24 protein-coding genes and 1 pseudogene are annotated in these 20,898 nt (G+C 56.8%); 10 read left to right on the top strand and 15 right to left on the bottom strand.

Going from position 1 to position 20,898, the window contains the following annotated elements; all coding sequences use genetic code 11:
• The 4 genes from M7Q83_RS11955 to M7Q83_RS11940 all read right to left on the bottom strand — a co-directional run.
• On the bottom strand, nt 1-666 hold a 666-nt coding region (locus tag M7Q83_RS11955; RefSeq protein ID WP_298339099.1), incomplete at its 3' end, for a hypothetical protein.
• Between the two features lie 298 nt (nt 667-964).
• Nucleotides 965-1,330, bottom strand: a complete 366-nt coding sequence (locus M7Q83_RS11950) for a hypothetical protein (RefSeq protein WP_298339096.1) — start codon at nt 1,328-1,330, stop codon at nt 965-967.
• Nucleotides 1,331-2,193: 863 nt separating this feature from the next.
• Nucleotides 2,194-2,799: a GNAT family N-acetyltransferase gene (locus M7Q83_RS11945; RefSeq protein ID WP_298339093.1), complete on the bottom strand. Its 606-nt coding sequence runs from the start codon at nt 2,797-2,799 to the stop codon at nt 2,194-2,196.
• The gene (locus M7Q83_RS11940; protein WP_298339090.1) at nt 2,792-3,475 is read right to left on the bottom strand and encodes an alpha/beta hydrolase; all 684 of its coding nucleotides are present in this window, start codon (nt 3,473-3,475) and stop codon (nt 2,792-2,794) included. The genes M7Q83_RS11945 and M7Q83_RS11940 overlap by 8 nt, the downstream gene beginning before the upstream one ends.
• A 421-nt stretch (nt 3,476-3,896) precedes the next feature.
• On the opposite strand from M7Q83_RS11940, the gene M7Q83_RS11935 reads away from it, so the two are divergent.
• On the top strand, nt 3,897-4,181 hold the full coding sequence (locus M7Q83_RS11935) for a VOC family protein (RefSeq protein WP_298339115.1): 285 nt from the start codon (nt 3,897-3,899) through the stop codon (nt 4,179-4,181).
• A gap of 762 nt (nt 4,182-4,943) precedes the next feature.
• Here M7Q83_RS11935 and M7Q83_RS11930 read toward each other — a convergent pair.
• The 4 genes from M7Q83_RS11930 to M7Q83_RS11915 all read right to left on the bottom strand — a co-directional run bounded on the left by M7Q83_RS11930 (nt 4,944) and on the right by M7Q83_RS11915 (nt 6,802).
• Nucleotides 4,944-5,537 carry an ABC transporter permease gene (locus M7Q83_RS11930; RefSeq protein WP_298339086.1) on the bottom strand — a complete coding sequence of 198 codons (594 nt, stop codon included), beginning with the start codon at nt 5,535-5,537 and terminating at the stop codon, nt 4,944-4,946.
• Nucleotides 5,538-5,700: 163 nt separating this feature from the next.
• A complete protein-coding gene (locus M7Q83_RS11925) occupies nt 5,701-5,994 on the bottom strand; it encodes a DUF4162 domain-containing protein (RefSeq protein WP_298339083.1) in 294 nt (97 codons plus the stop codon).
• 11 nt (nt 5,995-6,005) lie between these two features.
• Nucleotides 6,006-6,494 (bottom strand): hypothetical protein, encoded by a 489-nt coding sequence (locus M7Q83_RS11920; RefSeq protein WP_298339081.1) that lies wholly within the window; start codon nt 6,492-6,494, stop codon nt 6,006-6,008.
• A 41-nt stretch (nt 6,495-6,535) separates the two neighbouring features.
• On the bottom strand, nt 6,536-6,802 hold the full coding sequence (locus M7Q83_RS11915; RefSeq protein ID WP_298339079.1) for a DUF1778 domain-containing protein: 267 nt from the start codon (nt 6,800-6,802) through the stop codon (nt 6,536-6,538).
• Nucleotides 6,803-7,285: 483 nt separating this feature from the next.
• On the opposite strand from M7Q83_RS11915, the gene M7Q83_RS11910 reads away from it, so the two are divergent.
• Both M7Q83_RS11910 and M7Q83_RS11905 read left to right on the top strand, forming a co-directional pair.
• The gene (locus M7Q83_RS11910; RefSeq protein WP_298339077.1) at nt 7,286-8,404 is read left to right on the top strand and encodes a site-specific integrase; all 1,119 of its coding nucleotides are present in this window, start codon (nt 7,286-7,288) and stop codon (nt 8,402-8,404) included.
• Between the two features lie 808 nt (nt 8,405-9,212).
• Nucleotides 9,213-10,274: pseudogene (locus M7Q83_RS11905) on the top strand (IS110 family transposase).
• Nucleotides 10,275-10,380: 106 nt separating this feature from the next.
• Here M7Q83_RS11905 and M7Q83_RS11900 read toward each other — a convergent pair.
• Together M7Q83_RS11900 and M7Q83_RS11895 are read right to left on the bottom strand one after the other, a co-directional pair.
• Nucleotides 10,381-10,788 (bottom strand): ATP-binding protein, encoded by a 408-nt coding sequence (locus M7Q83_RS11900; protein ID WP_298339074.1) that lies wholly within the window; start codon nt 10,786-10,788, stop codon nt 10,381-10,383.
• A gap of 294 nt (nt 10,789-11,082) precedes the next feature.
• Nucleotides 11,083-11,415 carry a transposase gene (locus M7Q83_RS11895; RefSeq protein WP_298339071.1) on the bottom strand — a complete coding sequence of 111 codons (333 nt, stop codon included), beginning with the start codon at nt 11,413-11,415 and terminating at the stop codon, nt 11,083-11,085.
• Nucleotides 11,416-11,746: 331 nt separating this feature from the next.
• On the opposite strand from M7Q83_RS11895, the gene M7Q83_RS11890 reads away from it, so the two are divergent.
• Complete coding sequence (locus M7Q83_RS11890; protein ID WP_298339068.1) at nt 11,747-12,346, top strand: hypothetical protein; 600 nt, start codon at nt 11,747-11,749, stop codon at nt 12,344-12,346.
• 553 nt (nt 12,347-12,899) lie between these two features.
• The gene (locus tag M7Q83_RS11885) at nt 12,900-13,178 is read left to right on the top strand and encodes a hypothetical protein (RefSeq protein WP_298339066.1); all 279 of its coding nucleotides are present in this window, start codon (nt 12,900-12,902) and stop codon (nt 13,176-13,178) included.
• A 347-nt stretch (nt 13,179-13,525) separates the two neighbouring features.
• On the opposite strand, the gene M7Q83_RS14360 is transcribed toward M7Q83_RS11885, so the two are convergent.
• Together M7Q83_RS14360 and M7Q83_RS11880 are read right to left on the bottom strand one after the other, a co-directional pair.
• On the bottom strand, nt 13,526-13,678 hold the full coding sequence (locus tag M7Q83_RS14360) for a hypothetical protein (protein WP_366526412.1): 153 nt from the start codon (nt 13,676-13,678) through the stop codon (nt 13,526-13,528).
• 17 nt (nt 13,679-13,695) lie between these two features.
• On the bottom strand, nt 13,696-14,220 hold the full coding sequence (locus M7Q83_RS11880; RefSeq protein WP_298339063.1) for a GntR family transcriptional regulator: 525 nt from the start codon (nt 14,218-14,220) through the stop codon (nt 13,696-13,698).
• Between the two features lie 78 nt (nt 14,221-14,298).
• On the opposite strand from M7Q83_RS11880, the gene M7Q83_RS11875 reads away from it, so the two are divergent.
• Nucleotides 14,299-14,424 carry a helix-turn-helix domain-containing protein gene (locus M7Q83_RS11875; RefSeq protein WP_298339060.1) on the top strand — a complete coding sequence of 42 codons (126 nt, stop codon included), beginning with the start codon at nt 14,299-14,301 and terminating at the stop codon, nt 14,422-14,424.
• Between the two features lie 682 nt (nt 14,425-15,106).
• On the opposite strand, the gene M7Q83_RS11870 is transcribed toward M7Q83_RS11875, so the two are convergent.
• Nucleotides 15,107-15,394 carry an AbrB/MazE/SpoVT family DNA-binding domain-containing protein gene (locus tag M7Q83_RS11870; protein ID WP_298339057.1) on the bottom strand — a complete coding sequence of 96 codons (288 nt, stop codon included), beginning with the start codon at nt 15,392-15,394 and terminating at the stop codon, nt 15,107-15,109.
• 1,081 nt (nt 15,395-16,475) lie between these two features.
• Between M7Q83_RS11870 and M7Q83_RS11865 the strand changes: the two genes are divergently transcribed.
• Nucleotides 16,476-16,772 (top strand): toxin-antitoxin system HicB family antitoxin, encoded by a 297-nt coding sequence (locus M7Q83_RS11865; RefSeq protein ID WP_298339054.1) that lies wholly within the window; start codon nt 16,476-16,478, stop codon nt 16,770-16,772.
• The gene (locus M7Q83_RS11860) at nt 16,769-17,209 is read left to right on the top strand and encodes a type II toxin-antitoxin system VapC family toxin (protein WP_298339051.1); all 441 of its coding nucleotides are present in this window, start codon (nt 16,769-16,771) and stop codon (nt 17,207-17,209) included. Before M7Q83_RS11865 ends, M7Q83_RS11860 begins: the two co-directional genes overlap by 4 nt.
• Nucleotides 17,210-18,072: 863 nt before the next feature.
• Here the strand turns inward: M7Q83_RS11860 and M7Q83_RS11855 are convergent.
• Both M7Q83_RS11855 and M7Q83_RS11850 read right to left on the bottom strand, forming a co-directional pair.
• Entirely contained in the window at nt 18,073-18,456 is a 384-nt protein-coding gene (locus M7Q83_RS11855) for a type II toxin-antitoxin system VapC family toxin (RefSeq protein ID WP_298339047.1), read from the bottom strand.
• Nucleotides 18,453-18,674, bottom strand: coding sequence for a hypothetical protein (locus tag M7Q83_RS11850; protein ID WP_298339044.1), 222 nt, complete (start codon nt 18,672-18,674; stop codon nt 18,453-18,455). The genes M7Q83_RS11855 and M7Q83_RS11850 overlap by 4 nt, the downstream gene beginning before the upstream one ends.
• 319 nt (nt 18,675-18,993) lie before the next feature.
• On the opposite strand from M7Q83_RS11850, the gene M7Q83_RS11845 reads away from it, so the two are divergent.
• Nucleotides 18,994-19,299 (top strand): hypothetical protein, encoded by a 306-nt coding sequence (locus M7Q83_RS11845; protein WP_298339041.1) that lies wholly within the window; start codon nt 18,994-18,996, stop codon nt 19,297-19,299.
• 769 nt (nt 19,300-20,068) lie between these two features.
• Nucleotides 20,069-20,278: a YlcI/YnfO family protein gene (locus M7Q83_RS11840; protein WP_298339038.1), complete on the top strand. Its 210-nt coding sequence runs from the start codon at nt 20,069-20,071 to the stop codon at nt 20,276-20,278.
• Nucleotides 20,279-20,898: the final 620 nt, after the last annotated feature.

Below are 20,898 nucleotides of genomic sequence, written 5' to 3'. Positions count from 1 at the left end.
ATATGCACGATTGTCGAAAACAGCTCGGACTCGGTAAGCATAGGGAATCAATAGATTGTGACCCGCCCACCAACGGCGACTTGCCACCGTAAGACTTGGTTCCTCACCCAAAGGGAGGGAAGAAAAGTTAGCGGTGTAGGTTTCTCCGTCTTCAGAATATGCGCCACCGGTGAACGAGAGCCCGATACTTATAGCGTATGCTTTCGGAAAGATGAGAAAGTGAGCAAAATCATAGAGCCGGTTCACTTCCCAGGACTGCTGGTACCCAGAGTAGATCGAAAAGAATGCGGACGCACCGCTTGCAGTGTGGACACGAATCATCATCGCGTCGCGGGGGATGTGGATATCCACCTCCCTCAAAAGGCCCAAGGTATCACTGACCGTGTGGGCATTTTCTTCGCGATGTCCCAATAAGAATGCAATCGGTTTGGAAATGAACCAAATTGGCGCGAGTACCTTAAGTACCCTCGCCTCGCGACTGTGGCTACGTCGGTAGGCAAAGTAGGCATCGTCTGTGCGCCCAAAGTGGCGTTGCTGCATTGCGGTAAGATTGTCGATGTCGACATCCAATGATGTATGCACATCTAAGTTCCGACCAATGATAATCATCTTCTCAAGTGCGGCATTCAACTCGGGGTCTTGCCCCGTGGGACCAACAGTACACATACAGACCCTCCTATCCTGACCTGCTTTCCCGGACCTACCGAGAATCAAGGCCGTATCTGCACAGCAACATGGCTATCGCTCCATGGGACTGTTCGCGATTGCTAGGGGCGTAGGTCGGAACCCCAAATCCTGCAGAAGCATACCATTACTCGTACTTATATGCAGATATTAGTGGACCTGTCCCAATTCAAAACATGGATCATGCATACTTATGCAGGTCCGGTGAGTTCCGACCCGCGCCCCTAGCTCAGATGTTTACTTGTAGATTGCCAGGGGACAATTTCCGCTCGCCAACGGTCTAGTAAAACTGAATTGGTTGAGTATAGAGATTACCCGAGACACACGCAATCCCACCGTTCTGCCAAAACATGCATGGGGCTTCGGTATAACCTTGGTAGCGTTGCAACGATGTACCGTAAAACCAGGGAGTACTGATAAACGCTGAGGTATTTCCGTTCAATTTCACTGATGTGTAGCCGATTGTAGATAAATCCGAACCAGTGACACTGTCATACACGCCAGCGTCCATCAACGAAAGCCTGCTCATTCCACCGCTATATGATTGAAAGGTCACGAGCATCTGCCAGTAGAGGTCCGCCAACGCATCATTGCCATTCAGTGTACCACAGATCTGACCGCTATCCCCGAAATAAGGATCACTCACCGTCTCACAAGTCCTTCCTTTCCAGAGTTCTGGTTGGATTAGGCGTACCGCTCCTGCGCCACTAGCTAGAACTCCCGATTTAGGTGTTGTGATCGTCGCGGTCTCATTGGCCGTCAACCCCATACCTATACTCACACTCGTCAGCATCGCGCTAGCAGCTACGATAGCCCCCCCGAACCAATGTTCCCAGTTTCATGTTTCCCTCCCGTGTTCTGGAGTTACTGCATCTATCGTCAGCAACTGGTTCTTACCATAGCGCATCTGGTCAAAGGTCGCTACGCGTTTTGGGCAAACATTGTTGGTATGTCATCCGTTTGGTTGACAAGGAGTGGACTCATCAGCTTTTCTCCATGATGTGGGATTTGAACTTCGGGCTTCCAGTCTGGCTAAGCGAGCTTCGATCGAGGCGAGGGTCTTCTGCGTCGAGCACAACACCTGTTCAAGTCTGGCGAGGAAGTCGGGCATCTGGCGGTCGAGTTGGGCGGTGTCCGTGGGTTCGGCGTGTACGTCGCCCCCTCCCCTGTCTTGGAAGTGGCGGCCGCGAGGAGGGTGACGACGGACCAAATAGGGTGGTCATCGAGGAGCCCCTGGCTGTCGGCAAGCGTCTCGACCAGGATGTTAATTTACACGGTTATGCGACGCCGAGTACAGGGTAACCTACGGTGCCTCTGGTTATTAGCGCTCATCGACGCTGATTGTACTCGAGACCATCTCAGGCTCCTGGTGCAAGACCATCATCCGGCGTGTGGTGCCTACACTTCTACTGCTGACGTCGCGTCGGGTTTCATTGGGAACACCGATACAATTTCCCTGGTGATAAATGGTAGTGAGATTTCGGATAGTGGGGCTAAGTGGCTCTTAACCTACGTCAAAATGGAGTCGACCATCCGGCTAACGATCCAAGCATGCTTGCCTACCTGGCGGACCCGGGAGAAGCCAAGGGTTTCAAAGAGCTCGACGGTGCCGCTAAAGAGAAAACGACTCTGGGCTTGGCGCCCGGTAGTTGTCTCTGAAATCGCCTCAACGAGCCCACCTCCACGGACCGCGATCTCGCCAAGCGCCCCCGCAAGTGCAATTCGGGCGATGCCCTCACCGCGATGGCGCTTGTCTACGAAGATACAGGCGATGCGCCACTTGGCAGACGGTGGTGGGTCTTTGCGGTACTCGCGAGAGTGTTTCAAATCGAGCTCGTGGGCGGCTCCGTACTGGCACCAGCCCTGTGCACGACCTTCGCGGTCAAACACCAGCGCTGCATGGGCGCGCCCGTCCCGGACGAGTTGTTCCTTGAGGGTACGAGGATCGCTAATGCCGCGTTGGTACTCGGTGTGGTTGCCGGCGCACCAGCATCCTCCGTATATCCCGTTGTTGCGCTCGACGAGATCAGCGAACTCGTTCCATGTGGCCGACTCGAGCCGCCTTACTGTATAGTTCACCGGACCAACAACAGCATCTGCACTCGGTTCAGGCATCTGCCGCAGCCCCCGACAACTCGGCGAGCTCGACGGGCCGGGTAAACATCGGCCAATGTCCCGAGTCGATATCAGCAAGCTCCACACGACGGACTCGGGCAAGCTCCGGTAACGCGCCGCTATCGACCCACTCTTTCGCCTGGGCCGGAGAGAACTCCGGACAGACAACGGTCACGGGAACCTCGAAATGCTTGTCATTCTGTAGAGGAACAATACCTGTGAACACGGCTCCGGGCACGGAGACGACCCTCGCTTCGATAGAGGATCGCTGTTTGTCATCGAGGTCGACAACGACTGAGCGGTCGAACGCATCCCAGCCAGGGAAAGGTACGACTCCCTCCACTACTGGGAATGCATCGTTGTAGGCTCCGCCGTCGCCAGAGGGAAAGCTGCCGATCATCACCACTCGGGCTACCTTGTCGGGTCGGGCGTCTGCCGCCATCCACGCAAGGGTAGCGGCTGCGGAGTGACCGACGATCAGCACAGGGCTGGTAACTGCGTCCAAGGCGGCGACTACCGCCTCCACTTGATCGTCGAGGGATGCGGGACCAGCTCCACTGCTCTGGCCCGACAAGTTCAGAGCTACCGGACGGTGTCCGAGGACTTCTAGTACCGAAACGACGGCACTCCAGGCAGACCCGTCGAGCCACATCCCGGCTACAAGAACAACATCCACGATTTGCCCCCAACTTATCTTGATACACCCATCAGCTCCAACGGAGCCAGCCTAACCCAACGTTTGAAATCGTCCTCCGAGTTCCTGTGGAGATCTGCGAGCTTGGAACGGTGATCTTCAAGGGGAGGATATATTTGTGTAGACGATGGGCTGATAATGTGGTCCAACTGCTCTCGGTAGGGTCCTCACCTGGTAACTGATACAACTACGAGAGTGCCAGCTACACCAACGCTGCTGGTCACTGTCTTCCTCTCGAACCAACAGTGACCGTCTGCTATCATGAACCCATGACAGCGAGAGACTCAGCGACAGCAAAGCGATGAACAGCTCGATCCTCAACGTGACGTTCGACTGTACGGACAGCGAATCACAAGCGAGGTTCTGGAGCGCTGTCACCTCTTAGCCACGATCCTTCGTGGACATGCCTGGAAATCCCTTCTGGCTTGTTGGTGAACGCGAGGTAGGTTGCGTCAGGCTGGTGTTCGTCAAGGTAGCTGAAACCAAGCAGACTAAGAACCAACTCCATCTTGACGTCCTACCAGAGGGTGGATCTCAGGCACAAGAGGTAGCCCGCCTGGAGGCCCTTGGCGCGACGATCGTCGAGGATCGACGCTCGGTGGAGCCTGGGGGATGGGTCGTAATGGCTGATCCTGAGGGCAACGAGTTCTGCGTCGAGGGTGGGGCGAGTAGGCCAGACCGCCGATGAGTCGAGAGTCCATGTATCGACGCCTTCGAGTTTTTCTCGGCGCCCTCTTCGAGGAACGTAAGGAATGTCGCCACCGTGTAGTACCGGCGACACTCGGACCTGGTGCTTCTCAATCAAACCAAGCGCGGCCCCCCCAGAGGGGAGTGTCGCACAGCCACTCGCAATGTGACCCGCCCGTTACTCGACCTTCAATCGCGAGATCGTCGACTCGAGGCAACCCCAGCAAAGCGGGAACAATGCCTCCCCATCCGCGGGGTTGAAATCTAGGAGTCTTCATCTTGCCCGTTCGCTATTCTCTCGGCAAGATACCCAAGAGGTCCAACATTCCTCGAGCTTCCACCCAATGCCGCAGACCTTCCTGGCGCGCTTGCTTGCAAGTCAACCAGCACCAAGAAAGGGCACGGCGCTAGACAACTTGGGTAGGTCAGGGTAGTCGTTGCGCCACAACAACTCTCGTGCTTCTTTGGACCTGGCGAAATAGCGCAAGTCCCAAATGTGGCGCAATCCTTCGCCGATGATCAACCTCCAACTCGCGTAACAATCTGGCGAACCACCAGGGCAAACGCCCGAGCGCTGATGGGCGGGCTAGAAGCCATCACTCTCCGAGACATTGGAAGCCATGCCGGAGTGCCGATCATGTACGTGAGCAGCTAACCCCCTTACGGCAACTGGGTCTTTTTCGACTCTTCCGAGTGGAGCTCGTGGTTGACAGCGCGGCAGCAAACCTCAGGGTGCCCCCGTTTCAGTGCGTGGAACCTGCCATCATGCGACTGCCTTCTGATAGGTCCTCGCTGCCCAAAAGACGGTGATCGCACAGAGGGGAACCAGTACCGCAAAGGCCTGCCAAGTAGAAGTTGTGGCCAAGTGCCCCTCTGCGAGCGAGCGTGCGGCATTCACCAGATAGTAGAGGGGGTCAAAGTGTCCAAGCACTCTCAACCAAAGGGGGCCGATAGCGAGAGGAAGCAGGACTCCGCCTAAGAGCAGCACTGGCAGATTGATGCCGTTGACGACTGCGGCAAAACCTTGGATCTCTCCTCCGCTTCTGAGCGCGAGTCCCATGGAAAACGCTGTAACTGTCGCTGCGAGGAGCCCGGCCAGCACGGCCACAATCAAGAGTCCAAGATGGAGTTGAAAGCCAAAAAGCATCCCGACAACGATCAAGAGCGCGTCAAAGACGAACATCGCAACCACATTGGCAAGGATTGGCCCCGCCAGCAGCGCGAGTCGAGCAGTCGGCGTTACGCGGAGGCGTTCAATGAGACCGGATTGGAGCTCAAAGATGACAGTAAAGCCCGGCCCAATGCCCGAGGAGAAGGCGAGCAAGGCCAGAATACCGGGGAGGAATTCATCCAGCACGGCATGGTGCTGTGCCCCGCAACGCCAGGCAGGCCCCGTAGCAAAGGGGTAAATAGGGCAAGGTATAACAGCGGCGTCGAGAGTCCAACGAATACCCAGGCAGGGTTGCGCAAAAGTTGGAGTGCGTAACGCCTCGCAAGCAAGTACGTGTCTCGCGTTCCTTTCATTGGTGGCTCCTTTTCGTAGACAGGGCAGATGAGCCATCTCTGAGCGAGCGGCCAGTTGCAGATAGGAAAACATCATCGAGAATTGCCTCACTCAGGCTCAGAGAGGAGATGGCGATGTCGGCGGGATGAAGAGCCTTGAGCAGTTCAGGGACAACGGCAGCACCTCCCGTCACCTGCGCCAGGAGCTCACCATCACCAACAACGACGCTCGTGACCCCTGGAAGGTTCTCGACAGAGCTTATGCGTCGTTCGGTATATTCACAACGTACCGTGGTGCCGCACCACTCCATGTCGCAACCGGCTATCGGGGTGGTGGGATATTCGTATCCGCATCTTCGAGAAGCTTGCGGACGCTGGCAATCTTCAAGACAAGCCGACGGGGGTCACCCTTAACTGGCGTGAAGTCATAGTGGCGGTAGAAATTGGCTGCAGCATCATCGAGCGCATCCACAACGATCAGCCGACCCCCTCCAACTTCAGATGCCGCTGCGGCACGGCTCAGGGCGTCTATGAGCACCTGCCCGCCAAGGCCGAGCCCGTGAAGCCCAGTATGCAACGCCAATCTTGCCAAAAGGTAACTAGGCACGGTGGTGTATCCAGAGGATTGGCCGCGCGAGAGCACATCGCGGGACACCTCGGTCGGTGCCAGTGAAAAATACGCCCAGACCTTCTCTGGCACCTTGGCATCGACCCACACAAATGTACGTGCGGTGCCCGCTTGCTGAGCCCGAAGTGCCCGCTCGGCGAGCCACATGTTCAGAGATGCGACGCCGCAATCGAAACCAGCCACGTCGTGGCCGCCTGACAGGGCAACCGAGTCGTATTGGACCTTCAACGCTGAACGAAGCACCGCTCGTGTGCGAATGCCCGCGCCAGGTTGGGGGTATCGTCTGGAACATCGAGCGCGGCGACAAGCGCGTCGAACTGCTCGGCTGACATCATGGTACGATCAGAGCGTGCTTGGACGCGGTAGATCTGGTTGAGCACAGCGGTCCGTACGAACTCAGTAGGTGTGGTGTGCTCGATGGCTGCCGCGGCTACGATAGCGTTCTTGTCTTCACTAGAAACGCGCACCTCGATGCGTTCGGTCTTTCTCATAATATCATTGTACGGTATCTGTCCGTACGACAAGCCAGTATGGCAACCACTTGGTGACAATTACGTTGGCAATGCCTTCTTTCTTCGGAGTCGGCAGCGACAACATCTCAGGCACGCCCGACTCCTCGACTCGCCCAGTTTGCGCTCTCTCCCACTGCGCACTTCGAGCCTCTTTGGTTCCCCTAAGGCCTGCCCACATTTCTGCCCACATTTTTGTGCCTTAAGGTATGTTCGGATATGTCGATTGGCAAATTCCTGACGCTCCGAGCTGCTCTTATATGTCAAGAGATGTTCTCCTTATACCTCCGTACGTAACTTTTAATCCCAAGGTGCAGGGTTCGAGACCCTGGCGGCCCACCAGCTCAGAGGCTATATTTGAGGTGTCCCTGCACAGCCTGACTGACATAAAACCGAGACTCAGCTAAGTCTGTTCTCGTGCGAGGGTCGTTGCGAGAGAAAAAGCCTGGTGTATGGGAACTTCCAGTGGAGTTGCCACGTGACCCAGCAACTGGTAAGCGTCGGCGTCAGTGGGCGACCGTCAAAGGCACAAAGCGCAAGGCTCAGTACGAGTCACAGCAGCTTCTTGTCAAGGTCCAGGACTCTTCCACTTTGCTCGCCGCAGGTTCGGGCTTAAGCACCGAACAGGTTGTCAACGAATGGTTTGCGATCGTAAGGGAGGGTCTTTCTCCCACCACTGTGCAGGGCTATGAGTGGCGTATCAGACTCCACATCCTGCCTGCTCTTGGTTCCATCCCCGTCCATAAGCTCCGGGCGCTAGATCTCGACCATCTCTACCGATCCCTTATCGCCCAGGGGAAGGCTCCGGCAACCATTCGACAGACCCATGCCATCATCCGTAGCGCTCTGAACCAAGCGATGAGATGGGGATGGGTCAAGCACAATGTTGCCTTGCTTGCGACACCGCCAAAGCTTGGAAGTACGGCTGTTGTCGCCCCAAGCATCTCTCAGCTCAACAGCATCCTTGAAGCAGCCAAGAAGCGCCACCCTCAGTGGGTGAATTTGATTGCCCTTGCTGCTCTTACTGGCATGCGAAGAGGGGAGTTGTGTGCCCTGCGTTGGGAAGATATCGGTGCAGGTAGCCTTCATGTCTCTCGTTCTCTTGGCCATACCACCGAGTCGGGCACCTATCTCGGGCCGACAAAGTCGCGCCAAGAACGCCGTGTCGCGCTTGACTCAGCCGCCCTTTACTACATCACAGACCAGCAAGAAAGGCTCCGCGAAGCTTGCCGAGCGCTCTCTTTGAAGATGGCCGACAACCCCTTTGTATTCTTTGGGGAACCAGATGGTGCAACACCCCTCCACCCAGACTCAGTCTCAAAGGTGTTTCGAAGCATCTGTGACGGGCTTGGATACCCCGAGCTTCACTTTCACTCCTTGCGCCACTTCAGTGCCACCCAGCTGATCGCATCAGGAGTTGACATCCGGACCGTCTCTGCGCGCTTAGGGCATGGGGACCCAGCTGTAACACTGAGGGTTTACAGCCACTTGCTAGAAGCCCGGGATCGCGACGCCGCTGTGATCATGGGAAATATTCTGACAGGTAAGTCAGGCGAACAAGCATCTGATGCAGGAGCCCGCTGAATGTCAGAGCCGCGGGTACCGCCTGAAAAATGGTAGGCCACGGTCTGGCGCCGCACGGGAACAATCGAGTGCCCCGAGATCTGTGAACGGTTTTGGCTGCACAAACTAGCTCTCAACCTCTGTGGGGTGATAAGTGGACTGGCAAGGTTATTGAGAGTCACCCAAACAACACGCGGAGCCAGTGTGTAACTCGGATGCCTACCGCGGCGTCCACCGCTTCGGGGACGTTCGCCCTGCTGATTCGCCAGACTGTCACGCGAGGTTGATCATCCAAGAAGGATTGTGCCACACCTGTGATGCACGCTACTCCGTCAGAACCAAGGAGGGGTGAGAGGTTGTCGGTCCTAGAAGCATCTTTAACCTCGCCAAACTTTCCAGCGCCACGCCAGTCAATGGCGGTCTCTAACTTGCATGCACGCACGTGAGAGCAGTCTGCAGCGTCGGGTGTAGAGTGAGCATGTCTTCTGACATCCGCGGAAACACTGAGGGGTCCGTCGAGTGAGGGCATCTCGAAAGCATCCGGATAGTAAGAATAGGTACGCCAGCTGTTTTGTATGAAACCACCACTGCAATGGACAGACATGCCAAGATAGTTGGTGGCTAGCTGTCCCTGGTGGCTTGACCCTCACCCGGATCGATGTAATTGTCATTGTCTTGACTCGTCAGCCATCAGGGGTAGTTGGCCTTAAGGCATCAGCCTCAGCCGACAACGTGACCTCATGAGAGCACGGCATATGGCCCCGTTACTGTCTTGTCCGTCGCCGACCAAGAGCTGATGCCGATCCTAACCGATTCCAAAGGAGTCAGTATGAATGTTACTTCACTGCAAGAAGGACAAGTAGCTGGTGGTGTAGATACCCATCAAGACATGCATGTAGCTGCGGTTGTCGATCACACCGGGAAGGTGCTTGGGACCAAGAGCTTTCCCACCACCCGCCACGGCTACCTGTCGTTGATCACATGGATGCGTTCTCTTGGTGATGTCGCTCGCGTGGGTGTCGAATGTACGGGCAGCTATGGAGCTGGCCTTACCAGGTACCTTGGGGCTGCGGACATCCCCACGCTTGAGGTCACTCGACCGGACAAGTCCCTTCGTCGAGCACAAGGAAAGAGCGATGACTATGATGCTATCGCAGCGGCCCTCGCTGCCCTCTATGGACAGCGTGTTCAGGTGGCCAAGGATCGAAGTGGGCAGGTAGAAGCCCTTCGCGTGCTACGCACGACCCGAAAGACCGCAATCAAGTGTCGCAGGGCCACCCTACAGCAGTTGCACAATACGATCGTTGCCGCCTCTCACAAGATCCGCGAGCAGTACCGAGGTGAGACCCGGATGCACCTGTTACGCAAGCTTGCTTCCTCCCGCCCAACCAGAGAGAGTTTCCGCGATCCCGACATCGCAACCCAGATTGCGCTCGGAATCACTGGCCAAACGCGTGCTTGAGCTTAGGCGACGAGATCGCTGATCTTGATGAGCTCATCGAAAAGCTGGTGAAGGAGTTAGCAGGACCACTGCTCGAACTTCCCGGGATGGGAGTAGATAGTGCTGGCGAGTTCTTGGTGGCTGCAGGCGACAACCCAGAACGCCTTGGTTCAGAGGCGAGTTTTTCAGATGATGTGTGGAGCATGCCCCATCCCTGCATCCTCGGGTAAGACCAACCGTCACCGACTCAACCGCGGCGGCAATCGTCAGGCAAACTCTGCACTGCACATCGTAGTTCTCTCCCACATCCGAATGGACGAACGAACCCAGGCCTACGTGACCCGTCGTTTGGCGGAGGGCCTCTCGAAACGAGAAGTAATGCGGTGCTTGAAGCGTTATGTTGCCAGAGAGGTGTATCACGTTTTGGTCAATCACAAGGTGGCTGCCTAGCGTTCACCCTGAAGGCCCAGTTGGTACTCAAACGACTTACTCTCTCGACTTGACAAACATGAGAGCGTCAATTCCTCCTACGGTGAACCCATCGCACGGGGAACACTTACCACCGCCGCGTCAGGTTTCGAAGAGAACTCGTGTACCAACTACCAGTTGGCGAGGGGTAATGAGGTTCCGGACAGTTGGCGACTGGCATCTGTGAGGTGAGAATCGTTGAGCGCAGTCCATAGCGATCCTCGATCACCTCTAGGGTGTCACTAGCGGCATCTGGACTGATGGGTCGAATGAGAAAGTCATCGAGTATCAACACCTGCACCTTGGATGCGGCGTTCATGAGACGTGCCAGTCTTCCGTCACCGCGGGCGATGCCAAGTTCTTCGAGCATGCAGGGATAGCGAAGGTACAGAGCCGAGTGTCCCTGACGGATGGCCGCGTGCCCAAGGGCACATGCGACGTAGGTCTTACCCACCCCCGTGGGTCCAAGGACTGCTACTTGGTCGTGGTTGCGCACCTAAGTTCGCGTTTGCCAAGGACAGTATCTGGGAACGGTCAAGTCCTCGTGAGGCGCGAAAGTCAAGGGACTGAAACGCTTGCTCCAGAGCGGAGACCGCAGGTACCATTGGTTGCAACAATGAGTTGCATCGGCAACTGCTAGCGGCCAAGAGGGCCGGTGTGAACCATCAAAACGATGGTCAGTTAAAGAAACAATTAGGATCGTTGAGGGTGGAGTGGAAGAGACAACCCATTATCGTTGCAGTCGCCGACAACGTCGGGGCGAACCTCCGTCACCGCATGGCACTTGCTCTCACGACCCCACAGCCCTAGGAACACCACCTGCCGCCGCGTCAGGTATCAAAGAGAATACGTGCACAGACCCCCTGTTGGTGAGGGGTAGTGAGGTTTTGGATATTCTGAGCTGCTCGTTCTCCTTGCGGAGCCTACGGATTTCTGCAGCGAGATCCGGGGTCACCCCCACATCCCGCCGCTCCTTGCGAGCTTTGTCTACCCAGTTGGACAGGGTGGCCTTCGAGATGCCAAGATCCTCGGCTACCTGCCTCAAAGGTAAGTTTCCGCTCTCAACGAGTCTCACCGCGTCGTTTTTGAATTCGTCGTCAAAAGCGTCGACGAGTCTTCTCATTCCTAGTTTTCTGTTCTTGGCGTTTCTCCCATACCTATATTCTCCTCGTTCGAAGGAAGAACCGTGTCCCGTATCGTGAGTAGTTTCAACCACACTCTAGGTTGGTCAGCCAACTATATTTCTCTCCAACAGTCATGACGTCACGCCATCCTTTCCCTACTCATTTTCCCACTTTGCTGTGCCCAATCACGGCGCACGTCACACCGCGAACAGTTTCTCTTGATATCGCTTCGCCAATGCCCAACCCTTGGCCACTTCTTCGGGAGCAAGGACTCCAACGTCAAGAAGCTGAGTAAGCACCGACACGAGGTGTCTGATATAGTGACATGTGATGAACAACAGCCACCCGCGGTGGGAGCCCTCGCTCGACGAAATTCTCGTACCTATCCGAGGTCTCCCAGGAGCCTCAGCAATAATCGGGATCTCGGGCTATGGCGGCTCCGGGAAGACAACCCTCGCCCATACGCTGGCAGAGCGATTGTCTGCGCCGATAATCTCCATTGATGAATTTGGTACGAGCGGGGTGTTCCTGCGGTCCGATGATTGGCAGGGATTCGATCGGGAGCGGCTTGTGAGACAGGTGCTCGCGCCCTTGGCCCGCGGTGTCCGCGAACTATCATATGACAGTTGCAACGACTGGGAGACATGGGAGACCGTTCCCACTCATCTGGTTATGGAACGTTTCTTGCTCCTAGAAGGGGTCGGACTGTTCCACCCCGACGTTGTGCCGTATCTGGATTATCGCATCTGGTTGGATGTACCACTCGCCGAAGCCACTGCTCGGGGAATAGCACGCGAACGGATCCTTGGACGTGACCAGGGCGACGTGTGGCAGCGCTTGTGGGGGCCCAACGAGAGCGATTTTGAGCGCAAGTTCCAACCCAAGGAGTCTGCGCACCGCCTGGTTTGTTCTGAACGATCCGTCCCATGATCTCGCTCGCGCTAATGCGCTCTTGCCATCAATAGCGCCCTGTATTGGTCCAACCAAATTGCCTTGCAACCTCTGCATCCGTGTTGTGCCTATTCATGCCCTTCATGCCTCTGACTCCCTATCAGCTGAGTACGTGTAACCGGCCGCGCTCTGGACATTGGGGGAGGGGTTTGGACCCGCTAAAATGCCGAATCGCCTTGTCTATTGTCGGAGCTCGCCAGGAGTACCGTCGAGCTCGACCTCCATCAAATCACCAGCAGGGATGTGTCAGCCCAGACGTCTGGAAGTAACCGGACAGTAACTATTCAGACCCCCCAACCACTTAGCAGCCGGTGATGGTACCATGGTGACCATGACTACAAGGAGGAGACCAGCACCTACCGGCACGGTCAGACTCCGGTATCAGCACCACGCCCTTATGCTGCCTCCACCCGAGGAAGCGCTAGCTGAGTCGCCGACCTGGCTGCGAGGGAGAGGACCCGTCTATTTCACAGACGGCCCGGTCACTTTGGTCATGGCTCTTTAGGAGGAGACATCGGCCTCGCACCCCTCGATGGCCGAAGCCCATAGCGAGGTGCTGCTTATCTGGGCCAAATTGGCCAATGATTTGCTGGGGACCACCTCTCTCGAGGCACCTGAGCGCAAGAGAATGGGTTTTAACGTCCTCGTCTTTTGTGCGGAGCTCGCATCCGCGCTACATTCTGAACGCTTCGGACCAACGATCTCACCCGATCTACGCAACTCAGCCCTCGAAGTGGTCGCCCAGGCCACCCTGCAGATCGGGGCATGCCTAGCTGCCACGGTGCGCGACTATCAGGCATCGCTCTCATAGACGTTCACGGACCGGGTACGAGGTGGATCACTCCAGAGGGGCCTTCCAACAGCACCAAAGCTAAAAGACTTTCTAGCGTGTGTCCAGCCGGGGGAGCCTTCACCGCCGACGTGCGCGGCCAGAGCCTGATTATGTCTTCTACCCTTCGGTTAGGCGTTATCGCAGAAGCCGCAGCACGAGACCGCGCAACGCCAGAAGGACCTATACACCCAATGGACCGCTACCGGGGGCTGCTTCCCCACAAAGATTGGCTAAGTCGATTCTCGGCGCCGGGGGTCTGAATAGTTACACCGGACACTTCCCCTTCCAGCGACCCCAAACTCCTTCGGACACCACCTGCCGCCGCATCAGGTTGCGAAGCAGACTCGTGCACCAACGCCCAGTTGGTGAGAGGTAGTGAGGTTTCGGAGATTGAAGCCACGCGGCTCCAGCAGCGCCGAGCCGACCGGGACGCTCAGCCGTGCCGCCTCGTCCGAGTCGGCGGGCTTTGCGCCGAACACGCGCTCCGCTCGGGTGACTACCAGTCCGTGTTCGGCGGTGATCGCCGCGAACACGCTGGTGCTCTACCATCCCAGTACGCGGGCGCCAGGGACGCCGGCAGCACTACTTCCCCGACTGACCACGGCTGCTCCTCGAGCAAGCGGACGAAGGAGAACCGGACCGTGGGCCCGGGAAAGTCGGGGAATGGGCTCTCCTTGGTCTGATCGAGCCGGGTGACCGCCAGCACCTGGTGACGGACGGTCAGTCCGCGCTCGGCCATCGACTCCGACAGGCTCGCCGCGCCGTCGTCGATGCGGTGACGAATCGGGGGGACGGCAACCAAGCTGCCGACCCCGTGCTCGGTTCGCACCTTGCCGGCACGGGTGAGATCCTCCAGCGCACGCCTGATCGTGAGCCAGTTCACGCCGTACTGCGTCGCCAACTGCGCCTCGGGCGCCAGTCGTTCTCCCGGCCGCAGCTCCGCCCGTTGGATGCGGGCGAGCAGGTCCTCGGCGACCTGCCGGTACAGCGCAGCTCCCGACTGCTTTGATACTTGGCTCACGCCACTAATCTATGCGTATTCTCGCTGAAATATGCCACTGATTCTCGCTGAAATATGCCACCCCCTAGGAGGATACCAATGAGAAAGATCGAAGAGATCCTGCGCCTCTCTGCGCAGGGCAAGAGTGCCAGAGCTATCAGTCGGGATACGGGAGTCTCTCGGCCAAGCGTGGCAGCGTACCCTAGAGAAGGCCCCAGAGCATGAGATTAGCTGGCCACTACCAGAGGGCATGGACGCAAAAGCGCTGGAACAGTTGTTCTTCGGAGCGCTTCAGACACCAAAGACTATCTTCTCTATTCCACCCAGCCTGACCAGGAGAGATATTGTTACCGTCCATCGTTTCGATGGTAGATTGGACAGCTTGATGTGGCAGCTTTTGGTTTGGCCACGCGTAGACGTTACCAAAAACTACTTGGCGTTCGCGACCGCATGACTGCCAGAGGATAACCTACAAAATGTCGGCTCGCATACGAGGTGGATCAAAAACAGGGGGCCGTCCAGTCCGGGTCGGCCCACGGGAGAGGTAGATCGAGAACCCCAGGGAGCCCTGCGTTCTCCGCCTTTTACGGTTCCCGGAAGATCGTGTGACTACCTAGTCTTCGCCAACGTATCCCAGGCACCACCTCACCATTGGCATCTTGCAAGGTTATCCACTGCCACGTTGCCCGACCGTCCGGACCGCTAAAGCTCCACGTCATCTCGAAGACACCCGGAGCGTTTACGACGGGCTTGACGCGTAGGTTGGCTGGCCACGTTGCCCGACCTTTAGTCTCGACGAATCGGTCACAGGCTACGTTAAACTGGCGGGCCGCATCGCGAAAGGCCCGGCGTTCTTGTTCGGAAAGCCGTCGGTAGTCGGCCTTGAAGGGATCGGTTCTTTCGAATCTCACGAATCGAGTTCGCCAAGCAGTTCGTCGATGCCATCAGCGTCAGCGACATGCCCGGAGGCGATGGCTTCGTCGGCCTCTCGTTCCAGTTGCTGCCAACGCTCGGACCAGAACCAGGCCTGGTCCATTGGCACTGCGAAGTGTGGACGAAGAACGATCTCTCCGTCGCGCTCGATCACCTCGACCTGTGCACCCGCCTGATCCAAGCCTAAGTGACGCCGGATCGCTGGTGGAATTGCGACTACACCCCGACTCTGGACTGTGACAAAAGTCTTCTCCTTACCCATATTGACAGTATAGCAGTAATGCCGTATTGTTCCATAGTTGCAGACCCCCGAGTCAAACCACTAGAAACGGATTGCCTGACCCTGAAGGATTTGAGAGGAACCGCGAGTTTGACTTCTGACGCGTTCCGTGATGTTTGCGCAATGCTAGAGTTCTCCGGGAACCCTGCCAACAGATCCTGCCGGCGTTGCCACTGTGCTTGACCCAGACATAACGATACATATCTACCAGGGTCTTTGCCTTCCGGAATCCGCCAAAAAGTGACGCAGCGTCACGTCGTTGACTGGCTATTGCCCTCTCGATCTTGAGAGACAACTCCATCTGGGGCGTTGGAAGGCCCCTCGCACCCGGTCCACTTCGTTTGTGAGACGACTCCCGGAAGATCTCTACAGAAAGTAGACCAGATGCTCAATGGTTTAATTCCAGATCGATCAGGTGCCGGCCATCCATGCCTTCTCCTTCATCTCCACTTTGAGTGGTCGGTTGTTCCGCACCTCGTTACTGACGATGGGCGGGGTTGGGGTCTTTCTCACAAAGCACTCGCGCTGTGCGGGCCATAATGTCAGGCAGTAGTTCACTTTGAGTGATCAGTTACTGACTCATGTAGGCAGCGCGCTAGAACTGACCCGTCCTCCAAGCTAGGTTGCTCTATTGGCATCTCCTCCCAAGGCTCGAGTCCCCCAAGTCATCACACCATCACTTGACCAGCTGATCAAGCTCTTGAGGGAAGCAAGTGCAGTGCATCCCCGGTTGCTTGAGAAGGAGAGACCGGATAGTCCTATCCATCCAGTTGCATATTTGAATGAGCCTTGTATCCTGGGAGGAACGAAGGGCTGTAAGACCCCGTTACCTCGCTAACCGCCGAAACGATGGTCAGCTAAAACATCCTTGCTGTTCAGATTGAGTGGAATAGCTAAGATATTTCCGGTGCCGCGCTGCCCTCCATCAGCGAGAGAGCGGAGGTTTCGGCCAAGTACGAGCACTCTCATCCGGCCACAGGCAGCTCCGGGAAGTTGGAAGCGGAGAGCGGCCTCTCCACAGATCTTCGTGATATCATGCTGATCTAGTGATATCATGGAGAGTATGAAGCAGCTCCTTCTCAGAGTTCCAGACGACATCCACCGCCGATTGACAGCGCGCGCCGCTCGTGCTGGACGGAGCGTCAACGCCGTGGCCAACGAGATCCTTGACGCAGCCGTCGACGCCAACGAGGGCGACCGGCGGACCCGGCTGTTCGCACGCGCGATGGCGTTGGGAGTACTCCAGACAACCCACAGCCCAGTCGTGAGTACCCCTAGGCGTCACAAGATCCTCGCGTCAACCAAAGGTATCGGTCCTGTCATTGACCGACTCTTGGCCGAGGACCGCGAGCGGGTGTGATCGTCTACCTAGACTCATCGGTCCTCGCACGCGCCTACTTGGTAGACGAGCCCGGACACGTCCAGGCGACGTCACTGCTTGCCGACCTTGACATCGGGCTCATCACCGGCACATGGACCCGTATTGAGGTCTCTGGCGCGCTAGTGCGTGCGGCTCGGGCCGGGCGAGGCGACGAGGTGGGCCTTTTGGAGCTGCTCGATGGGGACCTAGGGCCAGACGGTCCGGTCACCGTGGTCGCCACTGATCAGAAGGAGATCGAGGAGCGTGCTCTTCGCCTCGTTCGTGAGCACGCTCTTCGGGCCATGGACGCATGGCATCTTGCCGTGGCTGTCCTTACGCTACCGAGCCTGGCAGAACCAGGAGAGGACATCGGCTTTGCCACCCGAGACGAAGCGCAGTCCGGCGTGGCAGTGACCTTGGGTCTACGCCTCGTGTAGGTCGATCATCACAGAGAGGCGTTCTTGCAGCTCAGGGAGCTGTAAGTGAGAAATCTACTTCTCCAAACCAACCATTCGATCATCGCGCCTTTCGGGCTCACCATCCTGGGCTCTGATGTCGTTTCGTAGCAATTCCACCGGGGTTACGGACTCGTTTATCGACCCCCTATCACATGGCCCCAGGCAGCCCGTACTTCTTTTTTAATACCATCCCTGACCATCTGATAGAGGTCTACCTTCAAAATCGGTTTCTGACAGTATGAAATACATCTCATATTTCTCCGTGTCAAGCTAGTGTGAGGCAGACTTAGAGCTGAGTTGCTTTGTAGACGGGGGTGGAGAGAGACGGTACGATGACAGCTTTTAACAACTTTGAATCACTCCGAGTTAAGTGGAGACCCAGTTATCTGTGAACCAACTCGTCCGCCACATAGAGCCCCGTCGCTAGCATGACAGCACCCTGTGCCATACCTGTCAAGCCCACGCGGACCCGCACCGAACGCTCAGCATTCAGTGGCGTCCCGCCTCTCAGGGGGAGTTCCATACTCGGTGGCTGCCGGCTATCGAAGCCAGCACTGCTGGACTAGCGCCTAAATCAACTGTTTCAATCGGGGTTGTCAAGCACCACCGAGAGCGGACGCAGCACGACTGCTGCAACAGTTAGGCGAGCCTCCTTGGTAAATGTGCGGGTAGTGAGGGTCAGTGCAGAATACATAGGTGCCGATCTGGTCGATGACAGTGTGCAGCGATTCGACGCCCGCCAACATTTGCGCTCCCCCGAGCTTGACCTCTACTACTCCCCAGCGTCCGTCCACGCCATGATGATTGCGTCGATCTCCTCGCGGCAACAGTCTCGGCCATTGCTATCGCGGAACAACGGTCATAGGACAGCGAATTCCTGGAGAATGGCTGAGTCTCGTGTCCGCAGTAAGCAAAGCGCAACCAAGTGATTCGGCCAGAGCAACATAGGAAGCATCATAAGCCGAAAGGTTTTCTCGAAGCTCCCAGATACGTCCTAAGAGATGGAAACTGGGATAGCGCAACATGCCAAGTCGCCTCCAGTGATCGAGTGCCGTCCATGCGTCCTTGGGCTCGATTCGCGAGGCAGCTACCCCACGGCGAAGCGCGTTAGCGATTTCGGAGTCGATGAGATGAGGAGCGTGCAACTGTTGTTCGGTGAGCACCTGACGAGCAGAGCCAGCGTTAAGTAGCGCGGAAACCGCCGCCGAAGCGTCTACAACGATCACGTCTCGACGCGTTCAGCGTCCAGATCGGCGACAATTGAGGCTGGATCCACGCCGAGATCCGGGAGACTGTCAAGCAGCACCAGGTTGTCCACCCGGCGTGACACTTCCTCAAGCTCCCTCACGGCCACCGCCGCCACGGACATCCGGTCACGGGCAGCCAGTCGTTCCAGACGTTCGACTACCTCGTCCGGCACGTTGCGGAGATAAATTATCCTCATGTTGCATTATGCTAACACATCAGTTGCGTTACGTCAGTCATACGCGTGGTGACTAGCTATTCAACGAATCCATGGCCGTTCATTGACCGCTCTTCTCGGAGCCGCAACAGGGCGGATCCACTTGAGCGTCGGACACCGGTTCACCTTGCCTTGACCAAGGACGTGACAATTTACGCGCCAACTTGGCGAACCTTTTGACCACTACAGGCCCTGGTCGCGATCGGTATCGCAGAAGTGGCATGCTCGCCCCAACTTGATCCAACGCGAACTCGTGTAATAATTTGGCAGAACACTCTTTCAAAAGCGCCGGGTGTGTTGCGTGACACAGAATACACATCCGGATCGAGGGACCACCTCGGCCCCATCAAACGCCCTTGCGCTTCGCAAGGTCGATGCCCGCGCCTGGCGCTCCCGGATCAGCGAGCGTCCGAGAAAGTCCTCCTCTTCGAACGCGGCAACGGCGCCCATCACCGACGAAATAGATTTCGCATTGCTGTCGCGAGAATTCGAGGCACTCGCTCACACCCCTTCGTGCCTCACGTCACTTGCGCAGTGGATAGCGGCTACCGAGCTTGCACCACAGCACCCAATTGACCATCAAGGCGATGGTTGGACGGCGAATTGAACCAGTTCACTGAGTGTGGCATGGAGTAGACAACGCTGTCCAAATGAAGTCTGTGAACCACGCGGCTCGCCGATGACTGAACCCTACACAACTGGAGGCGGTTCAACCCGTGTTCGCGCGGATTAGTGCCCTGTATGGGCCCGCCCAAGTAGTCTTGTAGCTTCTGGCTCCGTGATGTGGCTATTCATGCCCCTGCCTCCCTGTCAGCTGAGTGCGTGTGACTGGCCGCGCTCTAGACATTGGGGGAGGGGTTTGGACCCGCCAAAATGCCGAATCGCCTTGTCTATTGTCGGAGCTCCCCAGGAGCACGGTCGAGCTCGACTTCCATCACATCACCAGCAGGGAGGTGTCAGCCCAGGTGTCCGGAAGCAACCGAACACTTCCCCATCCGGCGATGCCAGAGCCTTTCGAACACCACCTGCCGTCGTGTCAGGTTTCGAAGCACACTCGCGCACCAACGCCCAGTTGCTGAGACTTAGTGAGGTTTCGGACAAGGACAGCGGGGTTCAGCGTCCCATTTGGTGAGCAATTCCACGACCTTCGCGTCAGGTTTCAAGGAATATGCTTGCATAGAATCCCTGGTAGCGACGAGTAATGGGGGTTTCGGTTGCAGTCACAGAAACGTCGAAGGTGTGCTATTTCGGCCACATCGGTTCACCTGTTGCCCGGCGACACTCCCGATTACTGTCGGGGCCGTGAAGAAGGGGCTAAAAATAGCTGACAGCAATCTTGGGCGGCGTGAGTTGACAGCCTATGGTATCATGATGTCATGACAAAACAAACCACCGTGCGGATACCTGATGAGTTGGCCGCCGAGGCGGAAGCCGTAGCACGGGTGAAAGACATGAGTCTTAACTCTGTCATTATCGAGTCACTCCAAGCTGAGATCGAAAGAGTGAAGGCCGATGAGGACTTTACTGCTCGAGCCAAGAAGCTCATCGAGCGTGATAAGGAGCTCCTAGAGCGCCTCGCTCGTTGACCCGTTACCTCAATTTGGCCGAGTATCTCCGATTGGCCGAACTGACTGTCGGGATAGACACCAACACCCTGATCCGAACTTCGCGGCTTAAATTGGCTGACTCTGCTCTTCATGCGCCGAGTGCTACCTTTTCGGGCCAAGAGTTCTACCCAGATCGCTATGACCGCTATGACAATGCCGGCGTTCTTGCGTGCCGACTGGCTTGGAATCATCCCGGACAGATGCAACACAGAAGCGCTCCGAGTGACAGACCTCGAGAACGTGTTCTCGCTCGGCATCGCTTAGCAGCCTCGGACTCGGCCTCTTTGGCTTTGGTTTCCTCACCGGGGGATCGACCAGGTAGTAATAGCTTGAACGCGCGATTCCAAGACACTCACAGGCAGCGACGAGACCGATGATCCCGGTAAGTTACGCTACTCCCTCGCCGATGTGCGCATACTTCACTTTGAATGAGTTGGAGGGCAACGATGTGCGTGCAGTTTTGGTGTCCGCTACCGTGCAATTATTTGGCCGCATACATGCATTATTGCATAACCGCTAACAGGCTCTCCTGACATTCATGTGGATGAAAATGCCGTCTCGTAGGGCAGCTTCAAGTCAATCGGTCCACAAGCTAGCAT

It is taken from the genome of Ferrimicrobium sp., assembly GCF_027364955.1.
Lineage (GTDB): Bacteria > Actinomycetota > Acidimicrobiia > Acidimicrobiales > Acidimicrobiaceae > Ferrimicrobium.
The sequence above is the reverse complement of the archived record's forward strand: the minus strand, read 5'-3'. Positions and strand labels throughout refer to the sequence as shown.

What these genes read in the sequence shown, in the direction of transcription:
- M7Q83_RS11945 (WP_298339093.1), bottom strand. Translation starts at nt 2,799, where the DNA reads ATGCCTGAACCGAGTGCAGATGCTGTTGTTGGTCCGGTGAACTATACA.
- M7Q83_RS11935 (WP_298339115.1), top strand. Translation starts at nt 3,897, where the DNA reads ATGCCTGGAAATCCCTTCTGGCTTGTTGGTGAACGCGAGGTAGGTTGC.
- M7Q83_RS11925 (WP_298339083.1), bottom strand. Translation starts at nt 5,994, where the DNA reads ATGGAGTGGTGCGGCACCACGGTACGTTGTGAATATACCGAACGACGC.
- M7Q83_RS11915 (WP_298339079.1), bottom strand. Translation starts at nt 6,802, where the DNA reads ATGAGAAAGACCGAACGCATCGAGGTGCGCGTTTCTAGTGAAGACAAG.
- M7Q83_RS11895 (WP_298339071.1), bottom strand. Translation starts at nt 11,415, where the DNA reads ATGAGAAGACTCGTCGACGCTTTTGACGACGAATTCAAAAACGACGCG.
- M7Q83_RS11890 (WP_298339068.1), top strand. Translation starts at nt 11,747, where the DNA reads ATGAACAACAGCCACCCGCGGTGGGAGCCCTCGCTCGACGAAATTCTC.
- M7Q83_RS11885 (WP_298339066.1), top strand. Translation starts at nt 12,900, where the DNA reads ATGGCCGAAGCCCATAGCGAGGTGCTGCTTATCTGGGCCAAATTGGCC.
- M7Q83_RS11875 (WP_298339060.1), top strand. Translation starts at nt 14,299, where the DNA reads ATGAGAAAGATCGAAGAGATCCTGCGCCTCTCTGCGCAGGGCAAGAGT.
- M7Q83_RS11870 (WP_298339057.1), bottom strand. Translation starts at nt 15,394, where the DNA reads ATGGGTAAGGAGAAGACTTTTGTCACAGTCCAGAGTCGGGGTGTAGTC.
- M7Q83_RS11865 (WP_298339054.1), top strand. Translation starts at nt 16,476, where the DNA reads ATGAAGCAGCTCCTTCTCAGAGTTCCAGACGACATCCACCGCCGATTG.
- M7Q83_RS11850 (WP_298339044.1), bottom strand. Translation starts at nt 18,674, where the DNA reads ATGAGGATAATTTATCTCCGCAACGTGCCGGACGAGGTAGTCGAACGT.
- M7Q83_RS11840 (WP_298339038.1), top strand. Translation starts at nt 20,069, where the DNA reads ATGACAAAACAAACCACCGTGCGGATACCTGATGAGTTGGCCGCCGAG.